The sequence below is a fragment of the Lysinibacillus sp. FJAT-14745 genome, assembly GCF_001275675.1.
Taxonomy (GTDB): domain Bacteria; phylum Bacillota; class Bacilli; order Bacillales_A; family Planococcaceae; genus Lysinibacillus.
Window position 1 is genome coordinate 43,148 of record NZ_LITM01000011.1, and the last position, 16,978, is coordinate 60,125.

Genomic DNA, 16,978 nt, shown 5'->3' on the forward strand with positions numbered 1-16,978 from the left:
CTTCAGCAATGGATTGCCAGCCTTCCTAATTATATCAAGGCTTATTTGTCGATTTCAGTCTGCGAAGTTTGAGTTATTTACTAATCGCTTCAGACAAAAGTTTTTTCGCCCGATTCTTTTCCATATTTTTATATTAAAGGCCGCAACAAAATACCATAAAGGGTATAAAAAGTGAGCTCGTCCGTTTATCAATTTAAATACCTTCCGTGTTCATCAATACAAGACGCCAGCCATCGGGGTCTTCAATTGTGACACCTTTTTCAGCCCAATATTCATTTTCTGGCTCTACCTCAGGGTAACCCATTTGCAATAAGCGTTCTGCAATACGTTGTATGGTTGAACGATTTGGAATATACAATACAAGCAGGTTATCCTTTGTTGGTGCTGGGCAAGGGCTTCCTTCAATATGCTCTGTAAATTCTAAATGATAGTCAGCATTCGGAAGACCAATCATGATACCAGTATAGCCTTGATGTCCTGAAAAAGAGCCGATTTTTTCTAATCCTACGCCTTCACAATAAAATTCTTCAATTTCTGTTAATTTATCAGTAGGCCGTGCAACGCGCACCTGTGCCACCTGTAATTCATCTGACCATTGTTGTCTCATAGTTATTTTCCTCCTTTTCAATCATTGTATAATTGCAAAATAGAGCTAGAGAACAGCCAATAGTCTGAAAAATCACAATCAATCTTCATGCTCATTTGAAATACACGCGGATGAAGGCAAAATACCCGCGATGTTGGCTGAAATACCCGCGAATTGGAGACAAATACCCGCGAAACGACAATACTACTTTCAAAAATCACAAATATATCCTTTGATTGACTCTCCGAATGAAAAATAACCAGCCCTTTCAAAGAACTGGTTACATTCAATCACTTTATCCCGCATTTACGGCAGTAATTGTGTACTGAAAATGAAGCGTCGAGTACAACCTCGAGATTAAGCGGAAGCAATGAAGTTATGGGTGGTTAACTGCCCGTAAACGCCCGATTGGTGAACACTAATAATCAGTGGGCATGAAGAAAATCCCCACTGATTAACGTTTCACTTTATACTGTTAAGGCGACACTAAAGGAAGCAGCTGTCTTCTCTGTTACTTCCTCTAACGTGACACCTTCTGCTAATTCTATAAGCTGCATCCCTTTCTCCGTAAAGTCGAAAACAGCCAAATCTGTAATTAACCTATGCACAACGCCTTTCCCAGTTAACGGTAGCTCACATTGTTTTTTTATTTTTGACTCACCATTTTTATTGACATGTTCCATCACGACGACTACTCTTTTCGCCCCGACTACAAGGTCCATGGCGCCTCCCATACCTTTCACCATTTTCCCTGGAATCATCCAGTTCGCAAGGTCACCCATTTCAGATACTTCCATACCACCTAAAATAGCAAGATCGATATGACCACCACGAATCATGGCAAATGATTCGGCACTATCAAAGAAGGAAGCGCCAGGAACAACCGTTACCGTTTCTTTACCCGCATTAATCAAATCAGGATCGACCGCTTCTTCTGCTGGGTATGGACCAATGCCAAGAAGTCCGTTTTCTGATTGTAAAAGGACGTCATAATCAGCCGGAATTGCATTGGCCACTAGCGTTGGGATACCAATTCCTAAATTGACGTTCATGCCGTTTTGTATTTCTTTTACCGCTCTATTTACGATTCTTTGTCTTGTATCAGCCATCACGCGTCCCCCCTTTTCACCGTCAAACGCTCGATACGCTTCTCATAATGTTCACCTAGTAAAATGCGTTGCACGAACACTCCTGGCGTGTGAATATGATCTGGATCTAACTCTCCTACTTCAACAATTTCCTCTACTTCAGCAATCGTAATTTTCCCTGCCATTGCAGCTAAAGGATTAAAATTACGCGATGTTTTTTTGAAAACTAAATTTCCTAGCTTGTCTGCCTTCCATGCTTTGACAAGGGCAAACTCTGCGACAATACCTTTTTCTAAAATATATTCCTTGCCATCGAAAACCTTTACTTCTTTTCCATCAGCAATTGGTGTTCCAACTCCAGTAGCCGTGTAAAAGCCCGGAATTCCTGCTCCGCCAGCTCGCATACGTTCCGCCAACGTACCTTGTGGTGTCAATTCTACTTCAAGCTCCCCACTTAAAAATTGCTGCTCGAAAATTTTATTTTCACCTACATAGGATGCAATCATTTTTTTGATTTGTTTATTTGCTAATAAAAGCCCTAAACCCCAATCATCCACACCGCAGTTATTGCTGACAACCGTTAAGTCCTTTGTTCCCCTTTGTACTAGCGCTGCAATTGATTTTTCAGGGATACCACATAGACCGAAGCCCCCTACCGCTAACGTATCCCCATCTTTAATATCTGCGACGGCTTCCTCAAACGAATTCCACACTTTCCCCTTCCCCATATCAAAACCCCCTAAAATTGCTCACTTATTAAGAAAAATTCTACCTTAATACCATTTTATAAGTAAAGGAATTAATTAGAATACTATTTATTCTAAAAGTGCATAAATCATTTTTCAGAACGTATTGTATTGAGTAACTGCTTTAAGGCAAAAGATTGATATGTATTTTTCTTCGTAATAACGCCTAAACGCCATGGCATGTCAAAATTAAGTAATGGAATAATTTTGACATTTTTATTCGTCTGCTTTGCGGCTATTGAATATGGTAAAAGTGTCACTCCTAAATTCGAGGATACGAGCTCGACTATTAAATCCCATTGCGAGCTTTTATAGCCGATTATTGGTGTAAATCCTACGCTTTTACACGATTTAATCACATAATCATGCAGTGTGAATTCCTCTGTGAAGATGATGAAAGTCTCATTTTTTAAATCTTGTAATAAAATATGTTCTTGCGTAGCCAATGGATGGGACTCATTAATAAAGACAAAAAATTGGTCTTCCACAAATGATTGGACAGAAAATTTCCTTTCATCCGTAGGTATAACGACAATCCCCATATCAACATCGCCATTTTCTACTAATGTTCCGATCATTTTAGCCCCACGTTCCACAAGCTCTAAATGTACCTTTGGATACTGCTTATGAAACTTTCGAGCGATTTCAGGAAAAAATAGTGTGCCAATGAGCGGGGGAATCCCTAATTTAATCGTACCTGTTTTGATGTTCGATAAATCATCCAGTAACATATGTAAATCGTGTACAGAACGTATTATTTTTTGTCCTTGTTTATAGACAATACTACCTGCGTCTGTTAATTCTATATTGCGTGTAGAGCGGTTTAATAACTCTACATGAAGAGCATTCTCCAACTTTTTAATGCTTTTGCTTAACGAAGGCTGTGATACAAAGGATTCACTAGCTGCCTTTGTAAAGCTTCCATGTTCAACAACATTCATAAAGGCTTTTAAATCTCGCAACTCCATCTAGATACCCCCTATTTATTCTAATTTGTTATAAATAATATTCCAGACTTTCCTATTTAGTAATAAATTCTCCTCATTTCCCACTAATCCTTCTTCTTAATAAATATGTAGACAAATACAATAGCAATAAGGCTTTGTTAGGATTTTAATACTATTTAATTACGCAATATCCGCGATAACAGTCGTAAATTTATTTCTACTTTACGTCGGTTTTATTGTGCTTAATACCACTTTCATCTTCCTTTATTCATTTTTCTATGTACAATTAGCCATAAGGGATGGCAGAAAAGGAAGGGGGATTTCTAACATGAAAACGTTAACAAGAATTTCAAATGCTATCATGGAAAAATATTTACCTGATCCATACATTTTTGTCACTATACTCACAGTTTTAACATTATTATTAGGTGTTTCATTAACAGATTCTTCTCCGCTCGATATGGTGACCTATTGGGGAGATGGTTTTTGGGGTCTATTAGCATTTACAATGCAAATGGTCATTGTCTTGGCTGCAGGTCACATTTTAGCGAACAGTCCCGTCTTTAAAAAAGGATTAGCAGCCATTGCAAGTAAAATAAAAACACCAAGCATGGCAATTATCATTGTGACATTCGTATCATTAATAGCTTGCTGGATTAATTGGGGATTCGGACTTGTCATTGGTGCTCTCTTTGCAAAGGAAATTGCTCGTCATGTTAAAAAGGTAGATTATCGTTTATTAATTGCTAGTGCTTACTCAGGCTTTGTTATTTGGCATGGTGGATTAGCTGGCTCCATTCCATTATCCATTGCGACTGAAGGTCATGCGTTTGCTGACATTATGGGTATCATCCCAACAAATGTTACACTCTTTTCAACATATAACTTATTTATTGTTATTGTTATCGTCTTCACTTTACCGTTATTTAATCGTTGGATGATGCCAAAGGAAGAAGATACGGTTGAGGTTGATCCTTCTTTATTAGTGGAAGAAAAAACAGAGTTGCCTAAGCCCGAAAACAACTTTGCCAGCCGCTCTGAACGTAGTTATATTTTAACGATTTTAATTGCTATTATCGGACTAGTATATTTAGTACATCATTTTATGACGAAAGGCTTTGTTCTTGATTTAAATGTGATTAATACGATTTTTATTGTGTTAGGGATTCTTTTCCACGGGACACCACAGCGTTTCCTTGCTGCTGCACAAGATGCTATTAAAACAACAACAGGCATCGTTTTTCAATTTCCGTTTTATGCAGGGATCATGGGCATGATGACCGCTTCTGGTTTAGCTGCTGTATTCTCAGAATGGTTCGTTAATATTTCCAATGAACATACATTCTATTTGTTTACATTTTACTCAGCGGGACTTGTTAACTTCTTTATACCGTCAGGTGGTGGACAATGGGCGGTACAAGCTCCTATTATGCTAGATGCTGCAACCACTTTAGGTGCCGACTATGCCAAAACCGCTATGGCTATTGCGTGGGGTGACGCTTGGACGAATATGGTTCAACCGTTCTGGGCATTACCAGCTCTTGCAATCGCTGGCTTAAAGGCTAGAGATATAATGGGCTTCTGTTTATTCGTTTTAATCTTTACGGGCATTATTATTAGCATTGGCTTCCTTTTCTTCTAGCTGAATATAGAGTATTTAAGCTTCACGAAGATGTATATGACCATACATTTTCGTGAAGTTTTTTTACCTTTTGAAAACTAAGAGATCTTTTAAATCATGAAAACAAATCTTGGTTCATCACCAAAAGTTGCATTCATCTCACCACCTATAGAGGTAGGAGACTTCTATAGCTGACGCTTTGCTTTCGCTACAGAAAATAATTGTAACTGCCGTTTCACTTTCGTTACATAACACAATTGCTGAAAGAAGTTAAACTTTTACTGAAAGTGCCTGCAAAATTTTTGTATATTCATGTGGTTTAGTATTTGCATTCGAGTGCAAGAGGTTACTCTTCTTCGTTTTCCAGAAAAACGAAACCACCGTTAATAAGATCCTGTAAATACTCATCAAAGCTGTTTGCAATCACTTCATATTGATCAGGGTCGTGCAAAAAGCGAATTATTTGACCGTATTTGCCTTCATCAGAAGGGTTAAAATCAATATAGAGTCTCGATGACCCACCATTGTTCATACAGTCTGAAAAATGAATATACGTACCCGGGAGAAGTCCCTCCGAATTTATCTTAGGATCAACAGCCTCCTCGTCATCTTGGTATTCTAAAAGATAGGAGATGTCTTCTTCTTCTTTTGAACTTTCGAGCATCTGTTGTGTAGACAGTAAATAATATGGATATTTACCTTCTTCAACATCTGATCCTAAAATACAAACCGCAATTTTGTTTTCTCCATATTTCCGCCAATATGTACCATCAATATTTTCAAGTAGACAGATTAGTGATTCTGGACAATTTGGATATTCTGACCTTAGTTTATCAATATCCTCTTTTGTAGCACCGTAAGCTGTATTTAGTTCCTCGAACTCATCTGTTGATAATGCTGCTCTCAAGCCGTTTAAAAATTTGTTTACCAAATCCATTATTTCGTCCCCCAATAATAAAATTTAAAAATTTATTTGTTAGGCAATATACCTAGTAGTATAGAAGAATATTACACTTTTCTCAAAAGCCTTATTGCAGCCTTTTATTCAAGCACATAAAAAAATCACCTCAAGGAAAAACTAAAGAGGTGATTTACATCAAACTTTATATCTTTTTTTACTTTTAATAAAATCTTAGTGAGCCTTTTCTAATGCCAATTTAATGCCAAAGCCAATTAACACTGCACCTGTCAATCCTTCGATAACAGCCTTCGTCGTTGGCTTTTTCATAAATGCGCTGATTTTATCCAACAAATAAACATAAAAGACAAACCAAAATCCTGTTAACGCCGTATAAATAAGCCCCATGATAAGAAACGGCATGAATGTACCACTCTTACCATCTACAAACTGAGGTAAAAATGTTAGAAAAAATACGGCCACCTTTGGGTTTGTTACGTTCGTTAAGAAGCCTTGCTTAAAGCATGATTGCTGCGAATATTTGTGATCAATTTGGGTCTCGTCTTGTAAAACAGGAGGCTGCGTACGTATTGCTCGTAAGGCCCATAAAGTTTTGATACCTAAATAACATAAATAGACCGCTCCGACGTATTTTAAAATGGCAAATACATATGCTGACTTTACAATAATCGCAGAAAGTCCAACAACTGCTGCAAAAGTATGGATCAATAAACCACAGCACGAACCTAGTAAAGTCTGTAAGCCTCCCTTTCTGCTTACGGTAAGTGTATTTTTTGTGGCGATCGCCGTATCAGGGCCAGGCAAAATAATTAATAAAATGCACATTAATAAAAAGACAGATACATTCACCATTTAAAAACCCTCCTTTTAGTCAGAAAATTATAAAAATAATTTTAACATATGTAAGACTATACAAAAAGACTTGATGCAAATTTATCCAAGGAATTAATAATTGACATATAACCTTAAGGTGTTATATATTCATAACACCTTAAGGTTATATTTTTTTTGTAAAGGAGTTCATTTTAAATGACTGAAAAACTAGAGAATATTGTTAAAACCGTTACACTTGATGCACCAATTGAAAAAGTATGGGAAACAGTAACAGACGCTGAAAAGATTGCTTCTTGGCTTATGCCAAACGATTTTAAGGCAATTGAAGGTCATGAATTTACAATACAATCACCGTTCGGTCCTTCACCATGTCGAGTAGAACAAGTAGATGCTCCACATTTTGTTCGTTTTGCATGGGATATAGACGGCTGGTTTATCACATTTGAACTGAAAGAAATTGGTGAGCAAACAGAATTTACGTTGACTCATGGTGGCTGGAAAGAAGCTTCGCATATCATTCCTAAAGCTAACATGCCTGCTGCAGCTATTCGTACAACAATGGATGGCGGCTGGACAATGCTTGTCGGCAAAAAATTAAAAGAAGTTGTGGAATCACAATGACACAGCTTGCTGTAAAGTATGATGTTTTTCAAGCAATCGCTGATCCAACAAGACGTCATGTCCTACAGCTACTTGCCTCAAGTGATAAACCCATCTCACTTATTTCTGAAAATTTTTCTATAAGCCGAACTGCTGTCGTGAAGCATTTAAAAATTTTAGAACAGGCAGAGCTAGTTTCTGCTCAGAAAAAAGGAAGAGAAAAAATATACACATTACATGCTGACAAACTAAAAGAAATTGAAGACTGGTTACAATACTTTGATTTATTTTGGGATAATAATTTGGCACAATTACAAAGTATTTTCGAGGATGATTAAATGACAAGGAGCTGTCCCTACTATTAGGACAGCTCCTTGTTTAATAAAGATAAAATAATCCACCATTAATAATCTCTATTTTAATTTTCGTATCGTATTGTTCCTCTAATGCCTTCTTTTCGATGTCATAGCATTCTGGCTTGTCTTCTTCCTCTTCATAAAAATAATCGAGTACTCGCTGATCACGTTGCCATCGTTTTTTTGCCTCAGTAGCCCATGAATGGTCATCTCGTTCAATGATCTTTTCAATAGTCGCATTTAATCTTTCAAGTGCTCTAACGGGCTTAATGATACACTGTACATGAAAAGCATTGTCTGCTGGAACAGTGTCAAATTCGGATTCACATATCGTCTCGTGAAAATCCTCTTTTATGATCCCAGTTAGCAAGTTTATGCCAAATGAATAAAGCATTTCTTTCGTTCGATCGCAGCAATACGACACTTTAAAATTAACACCAAGCCAAGGAGTAAGGATAACCTGCCCTATTGCGTTATCCACCTTTTCAAAAAGCTGAACATAAGCTCCTAGCTCCCTTGTTGCTAGAAAAAGTTGGTTCATTCTCGGAGAACCGAAATGAATAACTTCGCCATAAAGGCTCCCAGGTGATACTGTTTGATTTGTAATGAAAGTTACTTGGGCTGGATTTGCCTCACTATTTGTAGCTTCTACGTATTGCCAATAAAAGGGTCTATTCATTATTCTTTTATCGATATCAACGGTTAATTGTACTGTAAGATAATGATGGTCTTCTCCTAAAATACGGCAATCATTTTCAATAAAAAATTGTCGTAAATAACTATGAACTTGCTGTGGATACATAGTCCTTCTCCCTTACACTATACAGATTCTTTAAAGTTAGATAGAATCGCATCTAAGTCGCCCACTACCTTTTCGAAAACATCAATTTTCGTATGAAGTAATGCTAATATGTTCTCTTCAATCGTATTGGCAATAGCCAAATTATAAATATGAACATCATGCTCTTGCCCTAATCGATGTACACGACCAATCCGTTGCTCTAGCTTCATAGGGTTCCAGGGCAAATCATAGTTAATGACATGATGACAAAATTGAAGGTTAATCCCCTCTCCACCTGCCTCTGTTGCGATTAGAACCTGTGCCCTTTCCTTAAAAAGATGCTTCATATAATCACGTTTGCTTTTATTGAATTTACCGTTGAACAGGACACTCGTGATACCGTTAGAATGTAAATACCATTGCAAATAAATTTGAGTAGCTCTATACTCTGTAAAAATAATCACTTTATCCTTGGCCTGTTCGATTATTTCAAGTGCCTTTTGCGCCTTTGAATTCACTTCTAAGGCCATTAGCTTTGCTAGTATTTCTTCAATTTCTTGTGATTGTGCATTGTCTTCTAGCATTTTAGACAATGTTAAAGCTGTTGCTTCTTTGCTACTACACATTTCCTTCTGTAATGTAATCATTGAAAAAGAGCCTGTATTTTGCAGTGTTCCGAGTAGGTTATAAACTTCCTCTTCTTCCTTCGTAAATCGGATAGGAACAATTTGAACACGGCGATTTGTCCATTCAATACCCGTGTCCTCTCTCCTATTCCTCACCATCACCTGATTCACTAATTCCTTTAAATAATCATTATGCTCTAAATCATGCTTACTTGCCGAGAATGCAGATTGAAATGTATCATAATTACCAAGATGACCAGGCTTAAGTAAAGAAATAAGATAAAATAATTCAAAGACATCGTTTTGAATCGGTGTTGCCGTTAATAATAAACAAAACTTTTTCTTTAAACCTTGTACGAATTCATAAATTTGAGTTTTATGATTCTTTAGTTTATGAGCCTCATCGATAATAATCATGTCGTAATCCTGCTCATAAATGCGCTCTTTATGAGGACTCTTCTTTGCCGTATCTAGACTCATAATAAGGACATCGTAGCGCTCTATCGGAACATTTCTTTTATAGGCTATTGCCGGAATGTGAAACTTTATATTTAATTCTTCAACCCACTGATTAATAAGAGATGCTGGAGCTAATATTAACGCTCTTTTTACGAGTCCTCGAATCAAATATTCCTTTAAAATTAAACCTGCTTCAATTGTTTTACCCAGACCTACCTCATCAGCCAAAATCGCTTTACCATTCATACGTTCAATCACTGTTTCTGCTGCTTCCAACTGATGCTTAAGCGGTTTTAAATTTGGTAAATACTTTGTCGCCTGTAAACCTGTGAAATCAGTAATTAACTTCATTTTCACAATGTCATAATTCATCTTGTACAATGTCCAACTATCCCATTTTTCAAGTGGATTTAGTTTATTTATAAAGCCTTCTTCCCATTCGGACGACCTTTCTATTTTCATGATCATCACCTCATGCCATTTTTTCTAGTTTAGGTTGTCCAAAAAAGAGAAAGCTATGTTAAGGTTTTGCGAAAGAAAAAACCATTCATGAATTTTTTTTTGCATTCCAAAAGTGAACGCTATGACTTATCACTATATTCGAACGAATAGACTTATAACAGTGACGCGAGTAAAGAGCACTACGCAAAATCCAACCCCATTTAAGCAAATTAAACATAGGACCTTAATTTCGTACAATTTAAAAGGATAATGGTATTAAGATAGTCTTTTTATTTTCTTCCTTTTTTCATACAATTAAAGAAGCATTCCTTTCCAAAAAATTACGTTTTTAGAAGAACGAGATTATGCTCCAATTTAACAGAGCTTACATATACCGAGGAGGTTACAATGAAAATTCTTGAAGCATTAACAATGTCAATGCCTTACATTCATTTAGCTATGAAGGGCGAGTCCATGATTGGATTAGTAGATAAAGAAAGTGAGAGTATTATTGCTTATTTACCTGGGAAACGGATAGATTCTGGTTATAAAATTGGACAAAAAATTCTCCCAGGTGATGCAATTTTACATCTTCCACTTAAAGGAAAAAGCACTGATGAACCTGTACCAAAAGAAATTTATGGTGTGGAATTTAACGCATTTTCTTTTCCTATTCGTGAAAATGGGCATATCGTAGGCGCGCTAGCCTTTGGATTACCTATTGACCATTCTCTCCAAATGGAAAAATATATTTTTACTATGAATGATATTATCCAAAACCTACAGGATAAAGTACATACAATTGCCTCTCATTCGGAGGAGCTAGCTGCAACTAGTGAGGAAATTAATAAACAGACCCAGTTCGCTTTAGAGGACGCTGAAAAAACAAATGGTATTACCGATTTAATAAAAAATATTTCTCGTCAAACAAATCTACTCGGATTAAATGCATCAATTGAGGCAGCACGAGCAGGTCAGCATGGTGCCGGATTTAATATAGTCGCACAAGAAGTTCGCAAGCTTTCTACTGAAACAACGACTGCTACTGATAACATTGAATCCTCACTTCGAAGCATCAATCATAATCTAGAAAATTTAAAGCAAAACATGACTCAAATAAATGGTGCTACAAACGAACAGGCACAACTTGTTCAGGACTTTAGTGAAATTATTGATGAGCTTAATACGCTAAGTATGGAAATGAAAGGTTTTATGTCTAACGTAATGAAATAAAGGCTTATATCAATGGAAAATCCGCCTCGCTTTCTGTGGTCAAATCAAGAGCCACATACGTCTGTGCGGATTTTTTACTTTTGGGCATTTTTTTTGAAATAATTACCGAAACAACGAAATTAATCCCAATAATTTACAAAATAACGATATGATAACTTTTTGGTACACTATTAATAAAAGCAAAAATGAGGTCAACATGAAAAGAAAGATATTTATTTTACATGAGATTTATGGCGTCAATAATTTTATAAAAATGCAAGCTGAGGCATACAGGAACGCCAACACTACCGTTGAGTGCATTTCTTTATATTCAGACAATAGAATATTTCCATATGTACAAGAGCAGGAAGCCTATGAGTATTTCATAAATGAAATTGGCTTTGATGCTCCCCTCGAAGAACTAACAAAAAAAATAGTAGCAGCTATGATACATTATGATGAAGTACTGTTAATCGGATTTAGTGTAGGTGCAACTTTGGCTTGGAAACTATCAACGCTCCCATTACAAGGAGTCGTTTGCGTTTATGGTTCACGCATTCGCCAATACTTGGATGTAATCCCCTCTTGTCCGACACTCGTTATTTTACCAAGTCATGAGAAAAGTTTTGATGTCCATGAATTAAAAGAAACACTCGATACATTACCAGCTGTTCATACGAGACTATATCTAGGTCAGCATGGTTTTATGGACTTCAATAATGCAAACTATTGTTATGAAAGTTATTTACAGTCGCAAGCTGAAATCTCGCAATTTTTTGACATTAAAATAGTCAAGGAGGACTAAGTAATGAACCAAATTGAAAGCATAATTATTGACCCTTACATAGAAGGAGGAAATGTAATTTACCCAAACTTCCACCTACCTATGCAACCTGGCATTATTATTGGTATCTATACGGATGTGTCAAAAATACATACATTAACACAATGGTTTTCAAAGCAAAGTAATACGTATACACATTTTCGTGAAAATGCCTTGTATGAGCGACTGACGGTTCGAGAATATATCAATTTTTGCTTAAAACTTTTCAATGCTTCTACTGAAAAGATGGAGGATCTATTAAAATTATTCGCTTTTACGGACCAAAAAAGCATTAAAATCAGCAAGCTTTCGAATGGAGAAAAGCAACGTTTAAAACTGATTCATACATATCTCAATCAGGCACAGATACATGTTTTAGAAGAGCCATTCCAAAATCTAGATGAGTTTTCCAAGCAAACAGTCATTCAGTTATTGGATACCCTTCAAAAACAGAATAAAACAGTCATTTTATTATCTAACAATCTTGAGGATTTAATTATTTCGAGTACAGAAATACATAGACTGGATACAATGGGCATACATGCATTAGATGTTAAAGAGGATGAAACAGAATCACCTTCCCCCTCTCTAGAAATCGCACCGATTCGACTTGATAAAATCCCTACAAAGAAAAATGATAAGATCATTTTATTTAATCCCCCTGAAATCGATTATATCGAAAGTATTGAGGGTGTTGTTTCACTATATGTTGCGGGTGAAGCCTATCCATGTACATTATCATTAAATGAGCTTGAGCAAAAATTGACACCGTTCGGCTTCTTTAGAAGTCATCGCTCTTATATCGTTAACTTACAAAAGGTACGGGAAATCATTACGTGGACTCGCAATAGCTACAGCCTAGCCTTAAATAGCAATGAAAAGACCGTAGTACCTTTGTCGAAAAATAAGCTCGCAGATTTAAAGGAAATACTCGGAATTTAGTAGATTTCCCAGGAAATAAACGACTCCTGTCAGCTGAAATATTGCTCCGCTAAAGGTCATTTTACTGCCTTTCACCTGTTATTTAATGTTGCGATTCTTATTGTCCCTTATAGTGTAGATATCAACAACAACACAGGGAGGTTTTCAAATGAACGCAGTGATCGATGTTCAGCATTTGAAAAAAACATTTAATAAGGAAGTAGCTTTACAGGATGTTTCATTTACCATTCAAAAAGGAGAAATATTCGGCTTTCTTGGACCTAGCGGCTCCGGAAAAACGACTACTATTAAAATATTAACAGCACAAACTGAAAAAACTGATGGCGACGTTTTATTATTTGGCCGTCCAGCAAATGAGATGAAACAAAGTAACAATCGTAAACGCTTCGGTATTTTAACAGATAATAGCGGACTATATACACGACTTTCAATCGAGGAGAATTTATTACTATTTAGTAATTTATATCAATTACCTAAATCAGCCGTCAAAGAGGCTTTGGATTTTGTTAACCTATACAGTGATCGTAAAAAGAAAATCAGTCAGCTCTCTAAAGGAATGATGCAACGTGTTACGCTAGCACGTGCCATCATGCATAAACCAGAACTATTATTTTTAGATGAACCAACTTCTGCACTTGATCCTGTTAATACACAACATATTTATAATGGCTTGCGCAAATTAAACGAGATGGGTACGACAATATTTTTAACAACCCACGATATGAGTGAAGCAGAAATACTTTGTGATCGTGTAGCCTTCTTACATAAAGGGAAGATTCGAGCAATTGGTTCGCCAAAGGATTTGAAAAAAGAGTTTGGTGATGAATCTATTACAGTTGAATTAAAAAATGGTGCTTGTGAAGTTATTCAAACTGGAGAACAAGATGCTGAAAAACTGTTTCATTGGATGCAATCTAACGAAGTTTCTCGCATTTATACAAACGAGCCAACACTAGGTAATATTTTTATGCAAATAACAGGGAGTGATTTAGTATGAACCTTTCAATGACACGTATTCAGGCTATTTTAATAAAGGATTATAAGGAATTTTCACGTAACTATGCGGTATCTCTTATGGTACTTATGCCACTTTTTTTAGCATTTTTATATAGTAAATCGGGCTCAGCTACTATCGCCACCTATTTCCTTTCAATTAATATAGCATTTTCTATGGTAACTACCTATGTACAATGCTGTCTAATTGCTGAAGAGAAAGAAAAAAATACGCTTCGTAGTCTCATGCTTTCGCCTGCTTCACTTGGTGATATTTTAATTGGTAAAAGCTTGTTTGTCTTTATCATTACAATGGTAATTGTAGCATTGATTATTTTCATTGTTGGCTATAGCCCAGCTAATCTTTTCATCTTAGCTATTGCTTTAATACTTTCGACTGTGTTCTATATTGCAATAGGAACATTATGTGGATTATTCGCTAAAACGGTTATGGAAGGATCTCTTATCATTCTACCTGTTATCCTTATTTTCTCATTCGGTCCTCTTGCACTAGCTTTATCTTCTTCTAGTCCGATTTCAAAGATTGCTGAATGGTTACCAAGTTCACAATTGGTACTATTAGCTGAGGCTTTAGAAGGCACATACACAACAATGGACGTCATTATTCCAATGGTTGCAATCATTGTTTGGTCACTAGTAACTTGGATTGCAGCAGGATTTATTTATAAAAAAAGAATGGTCGACTAATGACCATTCTTTTTTTATACAAGAATGTCTCGCCATCATATTTTGGGGTTGATTTCCACTGCGGCTGAGCGCTTTCCTGGGGGCGTTCAGTCTTCACTCCAATCAACTCATCCACATGGCATACGTTTTAACAAAATGTCATCCTCAACTTTCGGTGATGAACTATAATATGTTCTCCATTAATATTTTTTAGTAAAATCGAATAGCAACTGCTGCAAATGGTTTTTCACTTGTGGCCATTCTTGTAGAGTAATGCTGTACATCACTGTATGACGAATTGTACCATCCTTCCGCACCATATGATTACGTAAGACCCCCTCCTTTGTTGCGCCTAAACGTTCAATTGCCTTTTGAGAACGTAAATTTTCGTGGTCTGTTTTAATTTGAACACGCTGTAATTTGAGTACTTCAAAGCAGTATTGTAATAATAAATATTTGCAATTCGTATTAATGGCCGAACGCCAAAAAGCAGGTGTAATCCATGTAGTACCTATTTCAAGCCGTTTATGCGTTTCATCAATATCCATAAACCGAGTCGAACCGATGATTTGTTCAGACTTTTTATCCACAATTACAAATGGGAACTCAGTTTTCTCATGTTTTTTTTCTAATGCCTTATCCACAAAGTTATTCACATCGTCCATCTTATCAACTGTTGTGGACATATGTGACCAAATCTCTGGATAACTTCCTGCCTCCAATAATCCTTGCGTATCCTCTTGTTGTAATGGCTTAAGTAATACGACCTCATTTTCTAATGCTAAAAAATTCATGTGGATTCACTCCTTTTTTTATATTTAACGGCATTTTTGATATGATAGATAGAACCAATTTTCAAAAAATACACCATACCAGGAGGTGCAATGTTTTGGAGTTATCGATTTCATTTACTGGAAATGCATCGAAATACGTGCAAATTTACGAAGAAATAAAACAAGCAATTTTAAGAAAAAAACTACTGGCCCATGAGCAATTACCTTCTAAACGAACACTTGCTAAAACGCTCGATGTTAGTATCCATACGATTAAGGAAGCTTATGAGCAATTACTAGCTGAAGGCTATATCTATAGCAAGGAACGCTCTGGCTATTTTATAGCACCCTTTGAATTTGAATGGGGACAGCAGCGAAAACAGCACATATCCACAGCTATAACATCAACTACATATACTATAAAATTTGATTTTGATAACGGACATGTGGATAAGGAAGCTTTTCCATTTTCAATCTGGCATAAGCTGTTGAAAAAGCACTCCAATGTGGATAATTTAACGACAAGTCCTTGGCAAGGAGAAGCTCTTTTGCGGACGGAAATCGCTCGCTATGTTGAACGATCAAGGGGAGTTACTTGTGAAGCATCACAAGTATTTGTTTATAGCGGTACACAAAATCAACTTCAAGCTCTATGTCACTTTTTTGGACCAAAAGCAGACGTCGGCTTAGAGGAACCTGGCTTTAAAAGAGTACGTGCAACATTGCAACAATGCGGATTAACAACTCATGCCATTCCTGTTGATAACTCCGGGGTTACCGTACCGGAAAAATCAATCCACATGTTATACACAACACCCGCACACCAATTTCCGCTTGGTATGGTCATGCCGGTTGAACGGCGTGTAGCACTTCTGCAATGGGCTACTTCTGAGAAGGCATATATTATTGAGGATGACTATGACTCAGAATTTCGTTATAAAGGGCTCCCTATTCCCTCTTTAGCGAAGATGGATCAGCTTCAACGTGTTATTTATTTCGGAACCTTTTCTAAAACACTTATCCCATCGTTGCGCATTAGTTATATGATTTTGCCTAAATCGTTAGTCAAAGAATTTACGCTATTTAATCAGGAGCAAAAATCAGTTGTCTCCAAAATAGATCAGCTTGTATTAGCCGATTTCATTGCTCAAGGTTTATTCGATAAGCATTTAGCCAAAATGCGCACTATTTATCGCAAAAAGCAACAGACATTACTAGCAGCTATTAACACCCATTTTTCTAAGGAATTCGAAGTAATCGGTGAAAAATCTGGGCTACACATTGTTATGAAGTTACCAAAAAGGCTTTCTGAGCAGAATGCAATTAGGCTTGCCCAGGAGGTAGGAATCAAAGTCTACCCATGTTCAACCTCCTATCAGCAAGTCTCTAAACATGCTAAGGTCATTATAGGCTACGGTGGGCTAACCCTTGAGCAAATCAATGAAGGCATCGCGTTACTTGCAACAGTTTGGCAAGCATCCACTTTACTTTAATGTCTAAATTTTATAAAAATAACGAAACCTTTTTAAATTCTTCTCGTATAT

General features: G+C 36.6%; 18 protein-coding genes. 9 read left to right on the forward strand and 9 right to left on the reverse strand.

All coding sequences use genetic code 11. From position 1 onward, the window contains the following. Positions 1-193: 193 nt before the first annotated feature. The 4 genes from AMS59_RS18620 to AMS59_RS18635 all read right to left on the reverse strand — a co-directional run bounded on the left by AMS59_RS18620 (position 194) and on the right by AMS59_RS18635 (position 3,388). Positions 194-607 carry a VOC family protein gene (locus AMS59_RS18620; RefSeq protein WP_053485239.1) on the reverse strand — a complete coding sequence of 138 codons (414 nt, stop codon included), beginning with the start codon at positions 605-607 and terminating at the stop codon, positions 194-196. A gap of 446 nt (positions 608-1,053) precedes the next feature. Next, a complete protein-coding gene (locus AMS59_RS18625; RefSeq protein ID WP_053485240.1) occupies positions 1,054-1,695 on the reverse strand; it encodes a 3-oxoacid CoA-transferase subunit B in 642 nt (213 codons plus the stop codon). After that, complete coding sequence (locus AMS59_RS18630; protein ID WP_053485241.1) at positions 1,695-2,402, reverse strand: CoA transferase subunit A; 708 nt, start codon at positions 2,400-2,402, stop codon at positions 1,695-1,697. The genes AMS59_RS18625 and AMS59_RS18630 overlap by 1 nt, the downstream gene beginning before the upstream one ends. 107 nt (positions 2,403-2,509) lie before the next feature. Next, positions 2,510-3,388, reverse strand: coding sequence for a LysR family transcriptional regulator (locus AMS59_RS18635; RefSeq protein WP_053485242.1), 879 nt, complete (start codon positions 3,386-3,388; stop codon positions 2,510-2,512). A gap of 307 nt (positions 3,389-3,695) precedes the next feature. Between AMS59_RS18635 and AMS59_RS18640 the strand changes: the two genes are divergently transcribed. Then, positions 3,696-5,009, forward strand: a complete 1,314-nt coding sequence (locus AMS59_RS18640; RefSeq protein ID WP_053485243.1) for a short-chain fatty acid transporter — start codon at positions 3,696-3,698, stop codon at positions 5,007-5,009. Positions 5,010-5,334: 325 nt separating this feature from the next. Here AMS59_RS18640 and AMS59_RS18645 read toward each other — a convergent pair whose 3' ends face one another. Continuing rightward, a complete protein-coding gene (locus AMS59_RS18645; RefSeq protein ID WP_053485244.1) occupies positions 5,335-5,925 on the reverse strand; it encodes an SMI1/KNR4 family protein in 591 nt (196 codons plus the stop codon). Between the two features lie 195 nt (positions 5,926-6,120). Then, entirely contained in the window at positions 6,121-6,759 is a 639-nt protein-coding gene (locus AMS59_RS18650; protein ID WP_053485245.1) for a LysE family translocator, read from the reverse strand. Positions 6,760-6,936: 177 nt separating this feature from the next. On the opposite strand from AMS59_RS18650, the gene AMS59_RS18655 reads away from it, so the two are divergent. Beyond that, entirely contained in the window at positions 6,937-7,362 is a 426-nt protein-coding gene (locus tag AMS59_RS18655) for an SRPBCC domain-containing protein (protein ID WP_053485246.1), read from the forward strand. Then, positions 7,359-7,679, forward strand: a complete 321-nt coding sequence (locus tag AMS59_RS18660) for a helix-turn-helix transcriptional regulator (RefSeq protein ID WP_053485247.1) — start codon at positions 7,359-7,361, stop codon at positions 7,677-7,679. The genes AMS59_RS18655 and AMS59_RS18660 overlap by 4 nt, the downstream gene beginning before the upstream one ends. Before the next feature lie 40 nt (positions 7,680-7,719). Here AMS59_RS18660 and AMS59_RS18665 read toward each other — a convergent pair whose 3' ends face one another. After that, positions 7,720-8,499: a YqhG family protein gene (locus AMS59_RS18665; RefSeq protein WP_053485248.1), complete on the reverse strand. Its 780-nt coding sequence runs from the start codon at positions 8,497-8,499 to the stop codon at positions 7,720-7,722. A gap of 17 nt (positions 8,500-8,516) precedes the next feature. Then, a complete protein-coding gene (locus AMS59_RS18670) occupies positions 8,517-10,031 on the reverse strand; it encodes a DEAD/DEAH box helicase (protein ID WP_053485249.1) in 1,515 nt (504 codons plus the stop codon). A gap of 381 nt (positions 10,032-10,412) precedes the next feature. Here AMS59_RS18670 and AMS59_RS26810 point away from each other — a divergent pair, with 381 nt between their 5' ends. The 5 genes from AMS59_RS26810 to AMS59_RS18695 all read left to right on the forward strand — a co-directional run bounded on the left by AMS59_RS26810 (position 10,413) and on the right by AMS59_RS18695 (position 14,682). Then, on the forward strand, positions 10,413-11,237 hold the full coding sequence (locus AMS59_RS26810) for a methyl-accepting chemotaxis protein (RefSeq protein WP_053485250.1): 825 nt from the start codon (positions 10,413-10,415) through the stop codon (positions 11,235-11,237). A gap of 196 nt (positions 11,238-11,433) precedes the next feature. Continuing rightward, complete coding sequence (locus AMS59_RS18680; protein ID WP_053485251.1) at positions 11,434-12,021, forward strand: dienelactone hydrolase family protein; 588 nt, start codon at positions 11,434-11,436, stop codon at positions 12,019-12,021. A 3-nt stretch (positions 12,022-12,024) separates the two neighbouring features. Then, positions 12,025-12,981 carry a LytTR family transcriptional regulator DNA-binding domain-containing protein gene (locus AMS59_RS18685; protein WP_053485252.1) on the forward strand — a complete coding sequence of 319 codons (957 nt, stop codon included), beginning with the start codon at positions 12,025-12,027 and terminating at the stop codon, positions 12,979-12,981. Between the two features lie 148 nt (positions 12,982-13,129). Next, the gene (locus AMS59_RS18690) at positions 13,130-13,978 is read left to right on the forward strand and encodes an ABC transporter ATP-binding protein (RefSeq protein ID WP_053485253.1); all 849 of its coding nucleotides are present in this window, start codon (positions 13,130-13,132) and stop codon (positions 13,976-13,978) included. Further along, a complete protein-coding gene (locus AMS59_RS18695) occupies positions 13,975-14,682 on the forward strand; it encodes an ABC transporter permease (RefSeq protein ID WP_053485254.1) in 708 nt (235 codons plus the stop codon). Before AMS59_RS18690 ends, AMS59_RS18695 begins: the two co-directional genes overlap by 4 nt. A gap of 179 nt (positions 14,683-14,861) precedes the next feature. Here the strand turns inward: AMS59_RS18695 and AMS59_RS18700 are convergent, their stop codons facing one another. Continuing rightward, on the reverse strand, positions 14,862-15,455 hold the full coding sequence (locus AMS59_RS18700) for a GNAT family N-acetyltransferase (protein ID WP_053485255.1): 594 nt from the start codon (positions 15,453-15,455) through the stop codon (positions 14,862-14,864). A 95-nt stretch (positions 15,456-15,550) separates the two neighbouring features. Between AMS59_RS18700 and AMS59_RS18705 the strand changes: the two genes are divergently transcribed. After that, positions 15,551-16,927 (forward strand): PLP-dependent aminotransferase family protein, encoded by a 1,377-nt coding sequence (locus AMS59_RS18705; protein ID WP_053485256.1) that lies wholly within the window; start codon positions 15,551-15,553, stop codon positions 16,925-16,927. Positions 16,928-16,978: the final 51 nt, after the last annotated feature.